This is a genomic window from Streptomyces sp. SID13666, from assembly GCF_010548325.1.
GTDB classification, from domain to species: domain Bacteria; phylum Actinomycetota; class Actinomycetes; order Streptomycetales; family Streptomycetaceae; genus Actinacidiphila; species Actinacidiphila fildesensis.
The window spans coordinates 22,919-42,276 of the sequence record NZ_JAAGLX010000006.1 but is presented as its reverse complement, the minus strand read 5'-3'; the positions used below and the strand labels follow the sequence as shown (position 1 = coordinate 42,276).

Annotated in this window: 16 protein-coding genes; 5 read left to right on the top strand and 11 right to left on the bottom strand. The window is 71.5% G+C overall.

Annotation, left to right across the window (positions count from 1 at the left end; translation table 11 throughout):
* Positions 1-90 precede the first annotated feature (90 nt).
* Positions 91-1,122: a LuxR C-terminal-related transcriptional regulator gene (locus G3I60_RS12035; protein WP_138350855.1), complete on the top strand. Its 1,032-nt coding sequence runs from the start codon at positions 91-93 to the stop codon at positions 1,120-1,122.
* 30 nt (positions 1,123-1,152) lie between these two features.
* Here the strand turns inward: G3I60_RS12035 and G3I60_RS12030 are convergent, their stop codons facing one another.
* The 8 genes from G3I60_RS12030 to G3I60_RS11995 form a co-directional block, all read right to left on the bottom strand.
* Entirely contained in the window at positions 1,153-2,001 is an 849-nt protein-coding gene (locus G3I60_RS12030) for a 4'-phosphopantetheinyl transferase superfamily protein (protein ID WP_138350856.1), read from the bottom strand.
* A gap of 63 nt (positions 2,002-2,064) precedes the next feature.
* Positions 2,065-2,319 (bottom strand): phosphopantetheine-binding protein, encoded by a 255-nt coding sequence (locus G3I60_RS12025; protein ID WP_164293326.1) that lies wholly within the window; start codon positions 2,317-2,319, stop codon positions 2,065-2,067.
* Positions 2,316-4,307, bottom strand: a complete 1,992-nt coding sequence (locus G3I60_RS12020; RefSeq protein ID WP_164293325.1) for an HAD family hydrolase — start codon at positions 4,305-4,307, stop codon at positions 2,316-2,318. The genes G3I60_RS12025 and G3I60_RS12020 overlap by 4 nt, the downstream gene beginning before the upstream one ends.
* Before the next feature lie 29 nt (positions 4,308-4,336).
* On the bottom strand, positions 4,337-5,356 hold the full coding sequence (locus G3I60_RS12015) for a 3-oxoacyl-ACP synthase III family protein (protein WP_164607110.1): 1,020 nt from the start codon (positions 5,354-5,356) through the stop codon (positions 4,337-4,339).
* Positions 5,353-8,388 carry a type I polyketide synthase gene (locus G3I60_RS12010; protein WP_164607108.1) on the bottom strand — a complete coding sequence of 1,012 codons (3,036 nt, stop codon included), beginning with the start codon at positions 8,386-8,388 and terminating at the stop codon, positions 5,353-5,355. The genes G3I60_RS12015 and G3I60_RS12010 overlap by 4 nt, the downstream gene beginning before the upstream one ends.
* Positions 8,388-8,681: an acyl carrier protein gene (locus G3I60_RS12005; protein ID WP_164607106.1), complete on the bottom strand. Its 294-nt coding sequence runs from the start codon at positions 8,679-8,681 to the stop codon at positions 8,388-8,390. Before G3I60_RS12005 ends, G3I60_RS12010 begins: the two co-directional genes overlap by 1 nt.
* 38 nt (positions 8,682-8,719) lie before the next feature.
* A complete protein-coding gene (locus G3I60_RS46760) occupies positions 8,720-10,498 on the bottom strand; it encodes an acyl-CoA dehydrogenase (protein WP_138350862.1) in 1,779 nt (592 codons plus the stop codon).
* Complete coding sequence (locus G3I60_RS11995; protein ID WP_164607104.1) at positions 10,495-12,315, bottom strand: fatty acyl-AMP ligase; 1,821 nt, start codon at positions 12,313-12,315, stop codon at positions 10,495-10,497. The genes G3I60_RS46760 and G3I60_RS11995 overlap by 4 nt, the downstream gene beginning before the upstream one ends.
* Positions 12,316-12,700: 385 nt before the next feature.
* On the opposite strand from G3I60_RS11995, the gene G3I60_RS11990 reads away from it, so the two are divergent.
* A complete protein-coding gene (locus tag G3I60_RS11990) occupies positions 12,701-13,708 on the top strand; it encodes a LuxR C-terminal-related transcriptional regulator (protein WP_164293321.1) in 1,008 nt (335 codons plus the stop codon).
* Positions 13,709-13,862: 154 nt separating this feature from the next.
* A complete protein-coding gene (locus tag G3I60_RS11985) occupies positions 13,863-14,054 on the top strand; it encodes a hypothetical protein (protein ID WP_138350865.1) in 192 nt (63 codons plus the stop codon).
* Positions 14,055-14,357: 303 nt separating this feature from the next.
* Here G3I60_RS11985 and G3I60_RS44545 read toward each other — a convergent pair whose 3' ends face one another.
* The 3 genes from G3I60_RS44545 to G3I60_RS11970 all read right to left on the bottom strand — a co-directional run bounded on the left by G3I60_RS44545 (position 14,358) and on the right by G3I60_RS11970 (position 16,436).
* Entirely contained in the window at positions 14,358-14,990 is a 633-nt protein-coding gene (locus G3I60_RS44545; protein ID WP_198356987.1) for a hypothetical protein, read from the bottom strand.
* A 280-nt stretch (positions 14,991-15,270) separates the two neighbouring features.
* Positions 15,271-15,759 (bottom strand): glutathione peroxidase, encoded by a 489-nt coding sequence (locus G3I60_RS11975; protein ID WP_138350866.1) that lies wholly within the window; start codon positions 15,757-15,759, stop codon positions 15,271-15,273.
* A gap of 23 nt (positions 15,760-15,782) precedes the next feature.
* Positions 15,783-16,436 carry a pentapeptide repeat-containing protein gene (locus tag G3I60_RS11970; protein WP_138350867.1) on the bottom strand — a complete coding sequence of 218 codons (654 nt, stop codon included), beginning with the start codon at positions 16,434-16,436 and terminating at the stop codon, positions 15,783-15,785.
* Between the two features lie 96 nt (positions 16,437-16,532).
* Between G3I60_RS11970 and G3I60_RS11965 the strand changes: the two genes are divergently transcribed.
* Entirely contained in the window at positions 16,533-17,882 is a 1,350-nt protein-coding gene (locus tag G3I60_RS11965) for an FtsW/RodA/SpoVE family cell cycle protein (protein ID WP_138350868.1), read from the top strand.
* Positions 17,879-19,330, top strand: a complete 1,452-nt coding sequence (locus G3I60_RS11960) for a penicillin-binding transpeptidase domain-containing protein (protein WP_164293319.1) — start codon at positions 17,879-17,881, stop codon at positions 19,328-19,330. The genes G3I60_RS11965 and G3I60_RS11960 overlap by 4 nt, the downstream gene beginning before the upstream one ends.
* The last annotated feature ends 28 nt before the right edge of the window (positions 19,331-19,358 follow it).

Sequence of the window (19,358 nt, the reverse complement as noted above, 5' to 3'; positions counted from 1 at the left end):
ATGCCCAGGTTCGAATCCCCGCTCCAAGGCCAACCCGATGGCCTAAGCTTGCATGGCAGCAACTTCACAGCTCACGGGGGAGCGCCACGGATGGCCGGAAGCGGCAATTCCAGTTCGGAGTTCGCCGAGTTGGACGACTTGAGCGCTGCCGCCTACGGGGCCGCCGTCGAGTTCGGACGGTTCGACCGGGCGGACATCGCGGAGCGGCTTTCGCTCACCACGCCCGAGGTCGACCGGGTGGAACACGTCCTGCGACTTCTGCATCTTCTGCAGCCGATGCCGGGTGATCCCGACGTGCTGGTTCCGGTGGGACCTGACGTCGCGGCCGCGGATCTGGTGGGATCCGCCGAGCATCAGATCCGGGATCTGCAGCAGGCCGTCACCGATGTGCGGTCAAAGCTGCTCTCGCTGATGCCGCGGTACTTCGAGGGACGCCGGATGCGCAACCGGCTGGAGGCCTTCGATGTCATCAGCGACAAGGACACCATCCAGTCGATGATCAACCACCTGACGCAGCAGTGCCGCAAGGAGCTGCTCACGGTGCAGCCCGGCGGCGCCCGCTCGTCACCGTCGCTGGCGTCGGCCCGCCAGCGCGCGCTGAACACACTGGACCGGGGGGTGCGGATCCGCACCATCTACCAGCACACGGCCCGCAGCGACCTCGCCACCAGAGCGTATGTCCGGGACATCTCCGCCGAGGGCGCCGAGGTCCGCACCGCGGACGAACTCATCGACCGCATGATCATTTACGATCGGGAGACCGTCTTCCTGCCGGAGCGCAAGTCGGCCTCGAAGACCCCCGGCGCGGCGATCGTCCGCGAACCGACGCTGGTCGCCTTCCTCTGCGCGGTCTTCGAGCACCTGTGGGACGGCGCCACCCCGTTCAACCCCGACAGCCAGTCGACGTCTTCGGGGACCGACGATCTCCGCGCGTCGATCATCCGGCTGATGGCCAAGGGGTACAAGGACGAGATGGTGGCCCGCCGGCTCGGCATGTCGGTACGCACCTGCCGCCGCCACATATCGGAGATCACCGAACAGCTCGAGGCCACCAGCCGGTTCCAGGCGGGGTTCAACGTCGCGCTGTCCGGGATGCTGGACCAGTTCGGCCTCAAGGAGTGACGACCCCGGGGACAGCGACCCGGAGAAACGTCACTCCTGCTCATTGAGCGCGGCGGTGATCGCCTCCGCGGCGTCCTGGTCGAGCATGGTCGTGATGTCGGTGTCCAGCACCGCGCCGAAGCCCGCGTCGTACACCGCCGCGCTCACGCAGTAGCCGGTGTCGAGCACGAAGGTACGGAACGCCCACTCGGACCCGGTCCCGGCCGTGCCGTCCGGGCGCTGCACGCGTACCGGCTTGCCGTCCGGGCCGAACCCGAACTCGCTGAACCGGAACTGCATGCCCTGCCCGATGGCCTTGCTGTACGCCTCCTTGAGGGTCCACAGCCGCACCAGGCTGGGGTTGCGCTGCTCCTGTTCCAGCGAGGCGAGGGTGACCAGTTCGTACGGCGTGCACACATGGCGGCCCAGGCCGCTGCCGTACATCTGCCGGTCGGTCCGTTCGGCGTCCACGCCGATCAGACCGCGGGTGGTGAGGCCGACCAGCAGCAGGTCCTCGGTGTGGCTGAGGCTGATGTCGATCTGGTCGCAGCCGCGCAGATACGGCCGCCCGGTCGGCCCGTAGGCCAGCTCCAGGTCGTCGGGGTCGCCGTTGAGCACCGCGCCGGCGGCGAACTTCAGCAGGATCCGCGAAGCGGCGTAGCGGCTGCGGACGGCGGGGTGGGCGAGGTCGAGATAGCGGGACCAGTCCCGGCCGAGCAGCGCGCGCAGTTCCTCGCCCTCGGGCAGGTCCGGCTGCAGATCGGCCAGCTGGGCGTAGATCAGCGCGGTTCCGTAGGCCGTCAGGTCGGCGCGGACCCTGTCCCAGGCGGCAACCCTCGCGCCCACCTCGACCGGCTCGCCGAGGGGTGGGCCGAGAGTGGAGTTCCCGGGGACGGTCATCCTTGCTCCTCCAGACGGTGGATCAACAGCATTGGGTGTTCCAGGTGCGCGGTGGCGCGGGTCTCACGGTGCGGCGGCTCTCGCGCCGCCGGCGACCAGGGAGTGGATCTGCTGGAAGGTGCGGGCCTCCAGGACCTGCCGGACCGGGATCCGGCGCCCGGTCTCGTCCTCCAGCAGTGACACCAGCCGGAGCAGGTGCAGCGAGTCCCAGCCCTCGACGTCCGCGAGGTCGGTGTACGCGTCCCGGTCGGACAGTTGCAGGCCCAGTTCGGTGCGCAGCAGCCGCAGAAAGCCGCCCAGTTCGTCGATGCCGCTCATCGGCGGTCCCCTTCCGGTCCGTCGTTCCGGTCCTGCCCGTCGTTCGGGTCATGTCCGTCGTTCGGGTCGCCCGCGTCGAGCCGTTCGATCCGGGCGTCGAGGGTGAGGTGTTCCGGCACCGGCAGAACCGTTCGCAGGTCATGGCGCAGCAGTACGCCGGCACCGTCGCCGTCCTCCCCCACCTCCTCGAAGCCGAGCGAGGGATAGAAGTCCCGCACCCGGTGGTTCTTCGCGGTCGGCCGGTACCGCGCGTGCACCGCGGCGAGCCCGGCGTCCCGCGCCCGCTCCAGCAGGACGGCAACGCAGCCCTGCTCGATGCCCCTTGCCAGAACTCGGCAGCTCAACCAGATGTTGTCCAGATGAAGTCCGTCGGCCGCGCGATGGCCGAGCACCGCCCCGACGAGCCCGTTGTCGCCGAACCGGTCGGTCGCGCGCGCGACGAGCACCAGCTGCCGCGGATCGGCGGCCCGTGCCTCCAGGTCCGGCTGCGCCAGCCGCAGTCCGGTGAGGTTGAACTGGTTGGTGCGCTGCGTGAGCTGGGCGAGCCGGGCGAACTCGTGCCCCAGGGGCGCGCTCAGCTCCACCCCCACCTTGAGCTCGCGCAGGAAGTCCGCGTGCGAGCCGCTGCCCTCGCGCAGCTCCCGGCGTTCGCGCTCCACCCGGTACTGCCCGGTCCTGGCCCGGTCCTCGTCCGTCAGCCGGGGCGTGTCGAACCAGCCGTCCGCCAGCAGCCGCGTCACATGCAGCGCGGGTTCGTCGTCGAGCGGGACGACGGCGACCTGCGGGGCGCCGTGCCGCACCTGGGCGCGTTCGGCCGGGGAGTCGTCGGCGAGGACGAGGGAGTCGAGGCCGATGCCGAGGCGGTCGGCGATATCGGCGACATTGCCGTCCTTGGGCCGCCAGTTGGCGTTGACCTGCACGAAGTCCGTCTCACGCAGCACCATGTCGGGGTGGTCGCGGAGCACGGCGAGCACCGGCTCCGCATCGTTCTTGCTGCTCACGGCGAGCAGCACGCCCTGCGAGCCGAGCTGCTTGACGGTCCGCTGGAACGCCCCGAAGGCCTCGCCGCGCAGCGTCCCCGCCGCCGCGATCCCGTCCGCCCCCGCGTCGCCCAGGATGCCGTCCCAGAGCGTGTCGTCCAGGTCGAGGACCAGGCACTTCTTCGTCATCCCGCGCAGCGACCTGGCGAGATGCGCGGCCTCCCGGGCGTAGGCGGCGAGCAGCGCCGCGGTGTACTGGGCTTTGGCGTAGCCGGCCAGCCGGGGATCCGAGACGGGGCCGGTGTCGGCGATCAGCGGATCGAGGTCGATGACGGCCAGGCCCGGGAAGCGTTCGGTCAGCCGGAGCAGCGCCGCGTTGAACTCCCGCCACACCGCGCCGAGTCGGGCCCGCGAGCGGTGGTCGACGAGCTGGTGGGTGTGGCGGCGCAGCAGCGGCAGGGTGTTGAGCACCAGCGTGCCGCCGGTTCCGTCCGCCGTCCCGGCGAGCCGGGCGTGCTCGGCGGCCAGGCCGGTGAGCCGCTCCAGTACGCCGTCGGCGGCGCGGGACAGCGCGGCGACGTCCCAGGGCAGCGGCACCTCGGAGAAGACGGTCTCGGCGTCGAGCAGGCACAGCGAGAGGTCGGCTCCCAGACCGTGGAAGAGCCCCTGCTCGGAGGTCAGATCGTGCAGGTAGGCGCCGTGGTCGCCGAGCACGGGGTGCAGCAGCAGCCCGTGCCGGGCCAGTTCCGCGGTGAGCGGGTCGACGAGCTGGGCCACGGTGGACTGGCCGGTGACGGCGACGGTGACGACAGGGGTGCCCGGATGGGCGGCCAAAACGGCGGCGCGGTCGAGGCCGGCGAGCAGCCGGCCGGCGCGCGGCAGATCGGCGGCCGCGGACGTGCCGGGGTCGTCGGTGAGCTCCGCGAGCAGCGGGGCGACCCGGTCGTACTCCGCCTCGAGCCGCCCGAGTGCCTTGAGCTCGCGCAGCCGTTCCAGTCCTGTTGTCATGTAACGCAATCCGTCCTTCTCAGACCTTCTCAGACCTTCTCCAGAGCGAGCCCGGTCTTGATCCACTTGCTGGACTCCACCGCGATGGCGAGCGCCCGCTGGCCGACCCGCAGTTCCGGCAGCAGTCGGTCGATCTGCTGGAAGGGCAGGGCGTTGCCGGTGTTGCCGGTGTCGGAGACACAGCTGATCTCGTGGGCCCCCGGCACCGCCAGGTGCTCGACGATGCGCTGGGTCATCCGGGTGGAGAGCTGCGGCGGCAGCAGGAAGTCGAGGTCGTCGATGCCCCAGTCCAGCAGGCCCAGGAGGTCCCAGAGGATCTCCACGGCCATGACCGGGACGCTCTCCTCGATCTCCTTGTAGTCCTCGGAGATCATCTGGCGTTCGGTGTGCCGGTCGGTGATCCCGTACCAGTCGATGATCTGGCCGGGCGGCCGGCCGAGCCCGGCGAAGCGGTTGAGCACCCCGCGCAGCGCGACCCGTTCCCCGGCCGGCTCCGCGGTGAGGACGGCGGCGCCCGCGCCGTCCCCGAACAGCACGTAGTTCACCAGCTCCTCGGTGGGCATCCGGCTCAGGTCGCGGCGCAGGTCGAGATGGCGATTGGTCACGTCCCCGCCGATCACCAGCCCCGCTCCGCAGCCGCCGGCGATCAGCGAACGTCCCAGGTCGATGGCCTGCACCGCGCCGGAGCAGCCGGCCTGGAGCTGATACGCGGGCAGGTAGTTGAGCCCGAGCCGGTCGGCGACCCGGGCGGCGGTGGTCGGCAGCAGGGTGTCGGGGGTCGCGGTGGCGAGGACGAGGAACTCGATGTCGGAGGCGTCGAGTCCGGCGCCGGCGATGGCCAGGTCCCCGGCTTCCGCGCAGAGGTCGGTGAGGCTCTGGTGGACCTCGCCGGTGGCCAGGTCCCAGGCGAAGTGCCGGGTCCTGGTGCCGACGAAGATGTCGATCCACTCCTCGCTCACGCTGAGCAGCTTCCCCAGGGTGCTGTTGTCCACCGGCGCTCCGGGCAGCGCTGTACCGGTGGAGGCGAGGTACGCCGTCGTCCCGGTCATGGCGTACGCACGCTGACGCACTCGGTCAGGAACTCAGCCAGCGAGCCGACGGACCGCAGCGCGGGCAGGAGTTGCTGTACGGAGATCTCGCCGGCGCTCGACAGCCGTGCCTCGATCCGGTCCTTGAGCTGCATGATCATCACCGAGTCGAATCCCAGGTCCTCGTAGAAGCGCGCCGAGGCCACCACCTGCTCCAGCGGATAGCCGCCGACCTCCGCGACGGCCTCGACGACGGCGGCCAGCACCGGGTCCCGCTCCTGCGACAGCGCGTCCAGCCGGGCGGGTGGAGCGTCCGCCGGCTCGGCGAACTCGGCCGGGAGCGCGGCCGGGGGGCCCAGCGCGAGCACCGGCTCCACCGGGCGTACGGCGGCCTTCGGGCTCCTGGCGGTCTGCTCCGACGGCTCGGCCGGCCGGTTCCAGAAGCGGTGCCGGTCCGAGAACACATACGGCCGCAGCCGTTCGGCCGTGCGCTGCCGCGGTGCGTAGAGCGCGTCCCACTCCGGGTCGAGTCCGGCCCGGTAGAGCGCGGCGACCAGTTCGGCCAGGTCCCGGCCGGACGCCTCGGCACCCGGCGCCGGGTGCAGGAACTCGATGTCCCCGCGCAGCCCGGCCCGTCCCGCCAGCGGCAGCAGCTGCGGCTTGGGGCCGATCTCGATCAGATGGGTGGGTGCCAGCGCCTCGTTGAGCGCGCCCAGCGCGGACGAGAAGAGCACCGGCTCGGCTGCCTGGCCGGTCCAGTACGCGCCGTCCATCGGCTCGTCGCGCAGCATCCGCCCGTAGCGGGTGGAGGCCAGCGGCACCTGTGGCGGCGCGGCGGCGACGGTGCCGGCCGTCTCCGCGAACCGGGACAGCGCCGGGGCCATCAGCGGTGAGTGGAAGGCGTGCGAGACCGGTACGGCCCTGGTCCGCACCCCCCGCGAGCGCAGGATCTCCGCGATCCGCTCCAGCGCCTTCACGGCGCCGGACAGCACCACGTCGGCGGGCCCGTTGACCGCGCCGAGGCCCACCTGCGGCTCGTCGTCGAGCAGGCTCCGCAGATCGGCGGGGCTCGCGTTGACCGCCAGCATGCCGCCGCCCGCGGGGAGTTCCTGCATGAGCGCGCCGCGGACGGCCACCAGCCGGGCCGCCTCGTCCAGGCTCAGCACTCCGGCGAGCACCGCCGCCGGGTACTCGCCGATGCTGTGGCCGAGCACGGCGGCAGGCTGGACGCCGAGTTCGGTGAGGGTACGGGCCAGGGCGTAGCCGACCGCGAACAGGGCGGGCTGCGCGGTGCCTGTCTCGTGAATGCGCTGCTCACCACCCAGGATCAGATCGCGGACGGAGCCCCCGGTGTGCGGGGCGAGGGCCGCGTCGGCCTCGTCGAGAAAGTGCCGGTACACGGCGGAGTCACGGTGGAGCCCTGCGGTCATCGCCGGGAACTGGCTGCCCTGGCCGGTGAAGAGGAACGCCACCACGGGCCGGCTCCACGGCCGGTGCGCGACCCCGCCCGGCAGGTCCTGCCCGGCGGCCTGCCGCAGCCCCGCGGCGAGTTCCGCGGTGTCGCGGGCGGTGAGGGCGAAGCGGAACGGCAGCCCGGTCTTGATCCGGTTGCTGCTCCAGCACAGCGCCGCCGCCTCGCCGCGCGGCCGCTTCGCGACGGCCTCCGCCTGGTCCGCGAGATTGCGGCGCAGCGCTTCCGGGGTGTCGCCGGTGAGGGTGAAGACGCCCGCCGCGCCGGCGGCCGTGTCCCGCCGGACGCCGGACCCGACGGCCTTGTTCCTGGTCCTGGGCGCGGTGGCGAGCACCGCGTGCGCGTTGGTACCGCCCATGCCGAAGCTGCTCACCCCGGCCACGGCCTCGCCGGGCGGCAGCCGCAGCGGCGACTTCAGCAGCCGCAGCCCGCGCTCCGCGAGCCGCAGCTGCGGGTTCTCGCGGTCCGCGAACCGGCTGGCCGGGACGATCCGGTGGTGCAGCGCCAGCGCCGCCTTGATCAGCCCCGCGATGCCCGCCGCGCCCTCGGTGTGCCCGAGGTTGCCCTTCACGGAGCCGATGGCGCACGGTTCGGCGCGCTCCACACCGTGCACCGTGCCCAGCGCCGCGCATTCGATGGCGTCGCCCAGCACCGTGCCGGTGCCGTGCGCCTCGATGAACGAGACCTGCTCCGGAGTGACGCCGGCCCGCCGGTACGCGGCCTCGACGACCTTCTGCTGCGACCAGCGGTTGGGGGCGGTGACACCGTTGCTGCGGCCGTCCTGGTTCACCGCGGTGCCGCGGATCACCGCGTAGATCCGCTGCCCGTCGGCGAGCGCGTCCACGGTCCTGCGCAGCACGACCAGGCCGACGCCGTCACTGCGCGCGATGCCGTCGGCGTCCGCGCTGAACGGACGGCAGCGGCCGTCCGAGGAGGCCAGCCCCAACTGGGTGTAGACGATGCCGAGCGCCGGGGACAGCACCAGGTTCACCCCGCCGGCCAGCGCCGTGTCGCACTCGCCGGACAGCAGCGCGTTGGCGGCCAGGTGCACGGCGACCAGCGACGAGGAACAGGCGGTGTCGACGGCGAGGCTCGGCCCGGTGAGGTTCAGGTGGTACGAGATCCGGTTGGCGGTCATCCCCGCGCTGCTGCCCGCGCCCAGCTGCGGGGTGATCTCCGTGTGGTCGCCCATCCGCAGCCGGCCCCACTCGCCGCCCATCACCCCGACGAAGACACCGGCGTCCGTGCCGGCCAGCGCGCCCGGGGCCCGCCCGGAGTCCTCCAGGGCGCGCCAGGCGCACTGCAGCAGCAGCCGGTGCTGCGGGTCCATCGCGGCGGCCTCGCGCGGCGCCACCGAGAAGAAGTCGTTGTCGAAGGCGTCCGCGTCGTCGATGAAGCCGCCGCGCGTCATCTCCGAGTGCACGGCGCCGGGCTCCTGCGAGGCGTAGTCGCGGGGGTTCCAGCGCTGCTCCGGAATGTCGCCGACGGCGTCGCCGCCGCGCATCAGCAGGTCCCAGTACGCGTCGCTGCCCGGCGCTCCGGGGAACGCGCAGTCGAGCCCGACGATGGCGATGGAGTCCATCAGCGGTTGCCCTCCGCGACCCGTGGGATCTCCACTGCCATGTACCCGACGAGGCTCTCGACCGTCGGGTGGTCCCACAGCAGGGTGGGCTCCACGTACAGCCCGAACTGGTCCTCCAGGTCACCGCACAGGCTCAGCGCGGCCACCGAGTCCATGCCGAACTCGGCCAGCGGCACCGTCGGGTCGATGCTGTCGGCCGGGCGGTTGAGGTAGAGCGCGAGCCGGTCGAGCAACCAGCCACGGTGCAGGTTGTCGGCGAGCACAGCACTGTGCCGGGTCGTCGGAGCGGTCATCGCTGGACTCCTTGGGTACGCGTCAGGCCCATGAACCGTCAGCCGGGAATGGGAGTGTTGTAGAGGTCGTAGCTGCGCTGGGCGCTGAAACGGACGTGGACTTCGTGCCGGAGCCGGGTCTCGCACTCCCCCGGCAGATCGGGGACCTTCGCGCCCAGCCGCCGCGCGATGCGGTGCAGGGCAGCGGCCGCCCAGGCCGGGTCGGCCAGGAACGGGTCGGAGCCGTCCTGGTTGTGCCGCCACACCCCCAGCACGGCGGACGCCGCGAGCAGCAGCGCGTACCGGTCCATCAGGGCGAACGAGGCAGGACCCACCGGGGTGGTGCGGTCCGCGGGCTCCAGGGCCAGGACCCGGTCGCGCAGATCGCGGAACTCCTCCACCAACTGCCCGGCCAGCCCGCGCAGCGCCTTCTCCACCGGGCTGCGGCCCGGAATCGCGGCGGCGACCGACAGCAGCGACGCGCTGAGGCTGTCGCGGCCGCAGGCCAGGCTGAGCGACTCGGTGCGCAGCGGCGGCAGTTCGGCGCGCGGCCGGAAGAGCCCGGCGGGCGCGTCGTCCTCGACGAACCAGGACTGCCGGGCCAGCCGGTGCAGCTGCGGGATGACGGTGGCCTGGCAGGCCACCGATCCGGCGTGCCCGAGGCTGAGCACCGGCACGTCCCTGACGTGCTTCTGGAAGATGCCCAGCGTGCCCTCGCGGGTGTAGAACCCGGCGCCGAGCACGATCGACAGGTCGTACATCGTCTCGGTGAGGATCCGGGGCAGCAGGTACTTCAGCGCCGCCGAGTACACGCTGGTCTGCGTCGGCAGCAGATGGATCGCGCGCATCGCGACGAGCGCCAGGCTGTCGTACAGCAGCAGGTTGACGAAGGCTCCGGTCGCGGCGGCGTCGGTGCGCTGCGCGTCGGAACGGGCGCCGGCCCAGCCGCCGCCACGGTGCTCGTGGTCGAAGCGGACCGCCGTGCGCAGGCTGGTGTCCACGGCCGCGAGCGCGGTCGCGGCGATGACGGTACGGCTGATCTGGAAGGACCGCAGCGCCGTCTCGATACCGCTGCCGACCGGCCCGAGCAGCGCGGACTCCGGCACCGGGCAGTCGTCGAACTCCAGCCCCGCGAAGGCGTTGCCGCGCAGTCCGACCGGCATCTGGTGCGGCACGATCCTGGAGCGGTCCACGGGCAGCTCGCCCGGGTTCAGCAGCAGCACCGAATGGCTGCGGCTGCCGGGAGCCGGGTCGGTGCGGCAGAACAGCACCAGGGCTTCGGAACGGGCCAGGTTGTTGATCACCGGCTTGCCGCCGCTGAGCAGGAAGCCGCCGCCGTCCGCCCGCCGCGCCGCGACCTGGCTGCGGACCAGCTGGTTGCTGTGCGCCGTCTCGTGCTGCGCGATGGCCGCCTTCGCGCCGCGCAGCATCGAACCGGCGAGCCACTCCTGCTGCTCGTCGCTGCCCGCCATCCAGACGTCGGAGGCGGCCATGTACGACATCATCCCGTAGCTCATGCCGAGCCCGACGTCCCGGCGGAAGACCGGGCGCATGACGCGGACGAGGGTGTCGATGGAGTCCAGCCGGCCGCCGAGCCTGCTGGGGACGAACTCGCGGTTCATCCCGAAGTCGTCGAGCAGCCCCTCGCCCCGGCTGAACGGCACCGCGGCCCGGTCGGCGTTCAGCACCGCCTGGTAGCCGCAGGGGTTGCCGGGGTCGGTGGGGTCGCCGAGCAGCGCCTCCAGCTCGGCGACACGCGCCTGCACCGCAGCCTCACGCTGCTGCGGTGCGGGCGCCTCGGCGAGGGCGGCGGGACTGCCGGTCGCGGGTCTGGTCACCACGGCCTGCCTCTCCCGCCGGCCGGTTCCGGTTGCAGCAGGTCCTCGCCGAGCAGGGTGTCGCGGGCCCGCACCACGGCGTGCACGGCCGGGTCCAGCGCCTCGTACTCGCCGCGTAGCTCACCGTCGAGGAAGAGCTGCCGCATCAGGGTGCGCTGCACCTTGCCGCTGGTGGTCCTGCGGACCGTGCCCGGCCGGACCAGCAGGACGTTGCCCGCCGGGATGTTGAAGTCCTGGCCGATCATCGCCTGCACCTGCTGGGCCAGTACCCGCAGGCTCGCCGCGCTCGCGCCCTCGCCCTTGACCTCCTGCACCACCACCAGCTGCTCGCGCCCGGCCTCGACGCTGAAGGCGGCTCCGGCACCGTGGGCGAGCGCCGGGCTGATGGCGCGCACCGCGAACTCGACGTCCTGCGGGTACACGTTCCGCCCGTTGATGATGATCACTTCCTTGAGGCGGCCGGTGACGAACAGCTCGCCGTCCTCCAGCACACCCAGGTCCCCGGTGCGCAGGAACCCGGTCTCGCCGTCGTTCAGGGTGCCGTGGAAGGTCGCTTCGGACTCCTCCGGTCGCCGCCAGTAGCCCTGGGCGACGCTGTCGCCGCGCAGCCAGATCTCACCGACGGCGCCGGCCGGCAGCTCCCGGTAGCCGGCCGGGTCCACGATCCGTACGTCGAAGTCGGTGACGTGTCCGCTGCTGACCAGGGTCCGCTGCGGCCTGCCCGGCTCGGCCGCCGCCAGCTGGTCGCGCTCCAGGGCCTTGGTGTCCGCCTGCTTCTCGGTGAACGGGGCGTCGGGGACGCCGCCGGACACGATGAGGGTGGCCTCGGCCAGCCCGTAGCAGGGGTACAGCGCCTGGGGCCGCAGCCCGGCGGGGGCGAAGCGCTCGGCGAACGCCTTGAGGGTGTCGGCGCGGACCGGCTCGGCGCCGTTGAGCGCGAGCCGCCAGCGGGACAGGTCGAGCGCCTCGATCTGCTCGTCGGTGACGCGGCGCAGGCACAGTTCGAAGCAGAAGTTGGGGCCGCCGCCCGCGGTCACGCCGTACTCGTCGATCGCCTGCAGCCAGCGCACCGGCCGCTTGATGAAGGAGCTGGGCGACATCTGCACCGAGGAGCTGCCCAGCCAGAGCGGGTGCAGCAGGTGGGCGATGAAGCCCATGTCGTGGAAGTGCGGCAGCCAGCCGCCGAACCGGTCCTCCGGCGTGGTGCCCAGGGACCGGGCGATGGCCGCCTCGTTGGCCATCAGGTTGCGGTGCGAGACCATGACGCCGCGCGGGTCGGAGACCGAGCCCGAGGTGTACTGCAGGAACGCCAGGTCGTCGGGGCGGGCCGCGACGGGCTGCCAGGCGGCCGGGTCGCCGAAGCCGGTGTTGTCCGTGGCCAGGCAGACCACGTCCTCGCGGCGGGCCCGGGAGAGCCACAGCGCGATGTCCGGCGCGTTGGCCCGGTCGGTGAGCACCAGCTTCGCTCCGGAGTCCCGGATCACCGCGGAGGTACGGCTCAGCCGCTTCTCCTGGCCGGCGTCACCGGGCAGCGGCGCCGGCACGGCCACCGCTCCGGCGTACAGGCAGCCGATGAACGCCTTCAGGAACTCGGCCGTCGTCGGGTACAGGAGCAGCACCGGCTGCCCCTCCACGCCGTGCAGCTGCAGGACGGAGGCGATCCGCCGCGCTTCCCGGTCCAGCTCCGCGTAGGTCAGATGCTCGGCCGCCATGGCCGGTCCCGCGTCCCGGAGGAAGACATGGGCGTCCGCGTCCGCGAGCTCCGCGGCCCGTTCCAGGACAAGCTCGGTGAAAGTGGCGAAGCCTGACAATGACATCCCCTCGACATCCCCTCGCGGCGCAGCCACCGGTCCGCTGACAGACCGGCGTGGAACGGGTCCCGCACATGTCGTTGGAGGATCGGTCGAGTGGCTAAAGCAGCGGTTGCGTGAACCGGTTGACACGGCCGACCAGCGGCCAAGAGGATGGATTGGAGGTTGGTGACGTGCGTCACCGATCCTGCGGAGCGGGACCCCCGGCAGTTCCTGGAGGAGCCGTGCGGAGCCCGGCATTCCGGACAGTGTTTCCTCCCCCCGCCCCCGGGGCCCGGCCACAGCGGCCCGGCGGCGACGTGCGACCGCGATGACCGGCCATCTGCTGGCAGCGGGCCGCTGGCATATGGCACAACCGTTGCTAAAGTCGCCTCTGGGTGAGGGGGTAGCCATGGCTGTGACTGTTCGAGGCGGGGCGGCGGAATCCGACGATGTCGGTCTTGCCTTGTACCAGGCATTGCGTGATCAGGGGTCGTGCCCACCGGCGACGGCCGCGGCACGACTGGGTCTCACCGCCACCGAGGCGGCGACCGGCTGGGCCGAGCTCCGGGAGCTGGGGCTGATTCGCGCCGGACGCAGCCCGGAGGAGGTCGACCCCGTGGATCCGGACACCGCGCTGATCAGCCTGCTGGACCGGCAGCGGGCCGCACTGCAGGCGCAGCGTGAAGAGCTGACCGCGATCGTCAGGGCGTCGGAGTCCTTGATGGAGCGTTACCGTCCCGCGGTCCAGCGGGACGCGGCCAAGGTCGAGGTCGAGATCATCACCGGTGACGGCCGCAAGCGGCAGATGGTCGGTGACTACTACGCCACCCTCACCACCCGCTCACGGTCCATGCATCCGGGGCCGCTGCCGCCGGCCGAGGTACTGGCCGAGTCCCTGCAGGGCGACGCCGACATGGTCAAACGCGGTATCCGGGTGCAGGCGATCTACACCCAGGGCATCAACTCGGCGCCGCGGCAGCGCAAGTACCTCTCCGAGCTGGCCTCCGCGGGTGTGGAGGTCCGGCTGGCGCCCCAGGTCCCGCTGGACCTGAGCATCGGCGACATGCACACCGCGATCCTCGCGGCCAACCCCGACAACCCGTCGGAAGCCGCGCTCCTGGTCCGCGGTACGGCGCTGGTCCGTACCTACAGCGCCCTCTACGAGGACTGCTGGTTGCGCTCCGTGCCGTACTCGACCAAAGTGGCTGACCGGTTCGACTCCGCGAGCGAGCTGACCGAACAGCACCGCACCGCCATGCGTCTCCTGGCCAATGGACTCACCGATGAGCGGATCGCCAGGAAACTGGGGATCTCACTGCGTACGGTGAGCCGTCTGGTCTCCGAGGTCATGAGATACCTGCAGGCCGAGAGCCGGTTCCAGGCCGGCGTCCTCGCCGTCACTCATGGGTTCATCTGACCTCATGACCTTCCGATTCGCGCCATTGCGCACTTACGCACCTGCCCTAACTGGCCACTTGCCGTCCATTTTTGGCACTCTGGCATTGCTACAAGGGCATCCCGAACCCGTGAGCAATCTCCTGCCTTCCCAGACAAGGATCACGATGTCGAGCATGCAGCACCTGACCAAGATCACTGCGGTCGCAGCCCTGGTGCTCGCCCTTTCTTCAGTCGGCGGGACCGCCATGGCAGCGACGCACGACTCCGGCACGGAGTCGCAGCGCACGTCACAGAGCGCCAGCCCGGAGTTGTGGGACCAGACAGCAGCACCCGCCATCTGGGTGCCCGCCTCGGCGACTGCCTGACAACAGACCTTCCCCCCTCCCCCACAGCGCTGTACGGCTCGCGGCTACGCCGCGGGCCGTACAGCGCTGTGTACGTCCGGACACGTTTCGGCCAGAGCGACAGCGATTTTCAGCCATGTCGCTCGGAAGACCGCCCGGATGCGTGGTTACGCGGGTTACGGAGTGCGGCACGAGGCAAGGGTGCCTTTTCAGCCATGAGGGGCCGTTCCCGGCCAGCCGGCACCGAATCTTTTCAGCCGTTCTCGCCCGGCCGCTCACGGACCGTCGCCGGCCCGGGTCCGCTCCGTGCAGGCCGGGGCGCGCTCAGCCCGTGAGGCGGTCGCGGCCCAACGTCCGCAGCACGTCCTCCTGGGCGTAGAAGACCTGCCGCCCGTCGCGCTTGCGCCGCCACTGGTGCTCATTGGCGAGCCAGTAGACGGTGCCTGCGGGAATCCGCCAGGCCGAGGAGATCTCGCGGGCGCTGAGCCCTGGCGGGACCCCGTCACAGGCCCGGCCCCGGTACAGGGCGCGCCAGCGCTCCGGCGGCCAGACGTGCGCGCGCTCCGTATCGCACTCCACAGCCGGGGGAAGCGTGGAACCGGGTTCACGGACGACGGCGGTGAGGCGGCCGGGGCAGGACTGCACGATGCACGGGCCAACGGGGATACGGCGCTCCAGACGGGGTCGGGCGATCTTCATGCAGCGGCGCACGAGTGCGTCGACCTCGGCCGCGGCGTCCTCGGCGGCGGGGTGGACGGCCAGCCACGCCAGATGGCGTCGTAGGAATGCGGCGAGGGCCGGCACCGTCCGCAGGGGGAGGCGGACGGTGCGGCCCTCGACTATCAGATCGGCCCAGGAGGCGAGGGTGCCTCGGATGTCGGCGCGCGCATCGACAGCCGGCCCGTTCAGCGGGATGCCGGGCCGGCCACCTGCGGTGACACGGTCGCCACCGTCCACAGCCGGAACGAGCGCAGCCTCCAACTCGCCATATACCCGGGGAAGCAAGGCGAGTTGCCGATCCAACCGCTCCTGGCAGGGGAGGCACAGCGCAGGATCCGTGTCCACGCATAGATGCCCGGTACGGAATTCGCTCTCCTGCACTCCGCTGTCCCTTCCTCGCCGAGGCGGTAAGAAGAGAAAAGCAGGAGAGCGACCACCCGGACAATGAGTTCCAACGTGCCGGATCGCGCCATGGCGTGGCCTCGCCCTTAGGGGCCCCCGAGGCGATCTTGCGAGGTCAGGCGGGCAGCACGGCTTCGATGGCTTCGACCAGCTCAGCGGCCTCGGGCTCGGTGCGCGGCCGGAACCTTCCCGCCACCTCGCCGTCCGGGCCGATCAGGAACTTCTCGAAGTTCCACTGCACGTCACCGGCCTCGCCCTCGGCGTCCTTCGCCTGCGTCAGCTCGGTGTACAGCGGGTGCCGCTCCTCGCCGTTGACGTCCGCCTTCTCGAGGAGCGGGAAGCTCACACCGTAGCTGGTGGAGCAGAAGGTCTGGATCTCCTCCGCGCTGCCGGGCTCCTGGCCGGCGAACTGGTTGCTGGGCACACCGAGCACGGTGAAGCCGCGCTCCGCGTACCGCTGCTGCAGCCGCTCCAGGCCCTCGTACTGCGGGGTGAGACCGCACTTGGAGGCGACGTTGACGATGAGCAGCGCCTTGCCGCGCTGGTCCGCCAGCGAGGCGGGCTCGCCGGACAGGGTGCGCAGCGGGATGTCGTACAGGCTCACAGGGGTCTCCTACTTGTCCTTGACTACTTGTCCTTGACGGTGATGCCGAGGGTCTGGGCGAGCACCGGGGCCAGGTCGAAGAGCTGGAGGGTGGTGATGAGGGCACCCTTGAGCGATTCATGGCCGTCGGCGAGTTCGAGGGTGGTGGCGCCGCGCAGATCGGTCTTCTTCAGCGTGGCGCGGGCGAGGTGGACACGCTCCAGCCGGGTGCCGGGGAAGGTCACCCCGGTGAGCTTGGCGCCGCCGAGGTCGACGTCCCGCAGCACACAGTCCTCGAAGACCACGTCGTGCAGCGTGGTGGCCCGCAGGTTCACCGAGTCGAACTTGCACTGGCGGAACACCACCCGCCGCAGCACCGAGCCGTACGCCTCGATGCCCGCCAGGGCGCACGCCGAGAAGGTGGTGTCGAGCCAGGAGGACTCGGCGAGCGCGGTGCCGGTGAAGCGGGTGGCCTGCGCCCAGACGTCGTTGAACCGGGCGCCGCGCAGTGGGGTGCCGGTGAAGCTGCAGTCCGTGATGGCGCACTCGAGGAAGTGTGCCCCCGAGGCCTTCTCGTCCTCGAAGGTGAGCCGGTCGAAGTGCACGGTGTCGTACCGCTCGTCGACCTCCAGGCCGCCCTCGTGCGGGCGCAGCAGGTCGGCGTAGCGCAGGTCGGCGAGCTCCTCGGGTGGTGTCACATCCTGCAGCCTACGTCCCGGCTCCGACAGCGGGGCTCGCGGTGCCCATCGGTCACATAAGGGACATTGGCCCCGCCGCTTGCTACGTTGCAGCCCATGAGCGCAACGACCACCGACGCTCCCCCGCCCCTCGTGCTGCTGCCGAAGCGGCGCGGCGTGGAGCTCTCCCTGCTGATCGGTGCGGTTCTCATCTCGGTGTACGGCTACGCGGAAGTGGGACTGGCCAGGAACGGCGCCGTGCCACCCGACGCGGCGGGGTACGGAGCGGGGCTCGGCGTGCTGGCCCTGCTCGCCCATGTCGCGGTCAGGGCCCGCGCGCCCTACGCCGACCCGCTGCTGCTCCCGATCGCCGTCCTGCTCAACGGGGTCGGGCTGGTCCTCATCTACCGGCTCGATCTGGAGCCGGTGCTCGGTGCCGAGGGCGCTCCCACCCAGCTGGTCTGGTCGACGCTGGGCATCGGGCTCTTCATCGCGGTGGTCCTGGTGCTGCGCGACCACCGGGTGCTGTCGCGCTACGCGTACGTCTGCTGCGCGGCGGCCCTGTTCCTCATGGTCGTCCCGATCTCCTTCCCGGCGATCAACGGCGCCAAGATCTGGATCCGGGTCGCCGGCTTCTCGATCCAGCCGGGCGAGTTCGCCAAGATCCTGCTCGCGCTGTTCTTCGCCGCGTATCTCGCCACCAACCGCAACGCCCTGGCGTACACCGGCCGCACCTTCTGGAAGCTGCAGCTGCCCACCGGCCGGGTGCTCGGTCCGATCGTGACGATCTGGCTGCTCAGCGTGTGCCTGCTGATCGCGGAGCGGGACCTGGGCACCTCGCTGCTCTTCTTCGGGCTGTTCGTGGTGATGCTGTACGTCGCGACCGGCCGGACCGGCTGGATCGCGGTGGGGCTGCTGCTGTCGGCGCTCGGCGCCTTCGCCGTCGGTGCGGTCGAACCGCATGTCCACGCGCGGGTGGAGGACTGGCTGCACCCGTTCGCCAGCATCGAGGCGGGCGACGGACCCAACCAGCTCGCCCAGTCGCTGTTCGCCTTCGGCGCCGGCGGCATGCTCGGCACCGGCCTCGGACAGGGCCACTCGTATCTGATCGGCTTCGCCACCAAGTCCGACTTCATCCTCTCCACGGTGGGCGAGGAGCTGGGCATGGCGGGGCTGACGGTGCTCCTCGTGCTCTACGCGCTGCTGGTGGCCCGCGGCTACCGGGCGGGGCTGGCGCTGCGCGACCCGTTCGGCCGGCTGCTGGCGATCGGCCTCGCCTCGATCCTGGCCCTGCAGGTCTTCGTGATCGCGGGCGGGGTGATGGACCTGATCCCGCTCACCGGCATGGCGATGCCGTTCCTCGCCCAGGGCGGTTCGTCCGTCGTCACCAACTGGATCATCGTCGCGCTGCTGATCCGGCTCAGCGACAGCGCGCGCCGTCCCCTGCCGGACGCGGGTGCCTGGTGATCCGCTACATCCGGCGGGCCGCCGCCTGCTGTCTGGTCCTGCTGGTCGCGCTGCTGATCAACACCAGCCGGGTGCAGATCTTCCAGGCCGACTCGTTCAACGCCAATCCGGCCAACCGCCGCGCGATGATCGCCCGCTACGACCAGCCGCGCGGCGACATCCTGGTCGCGGGGAGGCCCGTCACCGGCTACCGGGAGACCGACGACCAGCTGACGTATCTGCGCACCTACACCCAGGGGCCGCTGTACGCGCCCGTCACGGGCTATGTGTCGCAGCTGTACGGCACGAGGATGCTGGAGGGCACCGAGGACGCCGTGCTGTCCGGCACGGACCCGCAGCTGGCCTCGCTGCCGCTGTGGAACGAGATCACCCGCGCCCGGCAGAAGGGCGGCGACGTCCACACCACCATCAACCCGGCCGCCCAGGAGGCCGCCTTCACCGGGCTCGGCGACCGCACGGGCGCCGTCGCCGCGCTCGACCCGGCCACCGGGCGGATCCTGGCGCTGGTTTCCACGCCCTCCTACGACCCCTCGGGGATCGCGGGGACCGGCCGTGACGTCAACGCCGAGTGGGCCCGGCTCACCTCCGATCCCGAGCAGCCGATGCTGGACCGGGCGATCCGCCAGACATACCCGCCGGGTTCCACCTTCAAGGTCGTCACCGCCGCCGCGGCCCTGGAGTCGGGCAAGGTCACCGATCCGAAGGCCCCGACGAAGACCCCCGAGCCCTACACGCTGCCCGGCACCACCACCCAGTTGGAGAACGAGGCGGCGGGCTGCGCCGACGCCACCCTGCTCGTCGCCTTCACCGTCTCGTGCAACACCGTCTTCGCGAAGCTCGGCGTGGACGTCGGGCTGAAGGGGATGGTGAAGCAGGCGCAGGCGTTCGGCTTCAACGACCACCGGCTGCGGATCCCGCCGAGCGTCGCCCCGAGCAACTTCGACACCAGGATGGGACCCGACCAGGTCGCCCTGTCGTCCATCGGCCAGTTCGACACCACCGCGACCCCGCTGCAGATGGCGATGGTCGCGGCGGCGGTCGTCAACGGCGGTGAGCTGATGTCCCCGTACCTCGTCGACCGGATCACCAACTCCAACGGGGTCACGGTCGCCGCGGCCGCCGGCCGCCTCCTGCACCAGGCCGTCAGCTCCGGCACCGCCGTCCGGCTCCAGCAGATGATGGAGGCCGTCGTCACCAAGGGCACCGGCACCAACGCGGCCATCCCCGGCATCACGGTCGGCGGCAAGACCGGCACCGCCCAGCACGGCGTCGGCAACAAGGGCATGCCGTATGCCTGGTTCATCTCCTACGCCAAGTCCACCGCCGGCCAGCCGGCCGTCGCGGTGGCCGTCGTCGTCGAGGACGCCGAGGCCGTCCGGGCCGACATCTCCGGCGGCGGCAGCGCGGCCCCCATCGCCCGCGACGTCATGCGGGCCGTCCTGGGCTGACCGGCGCCACCGCTGAACGGGGCTGCGG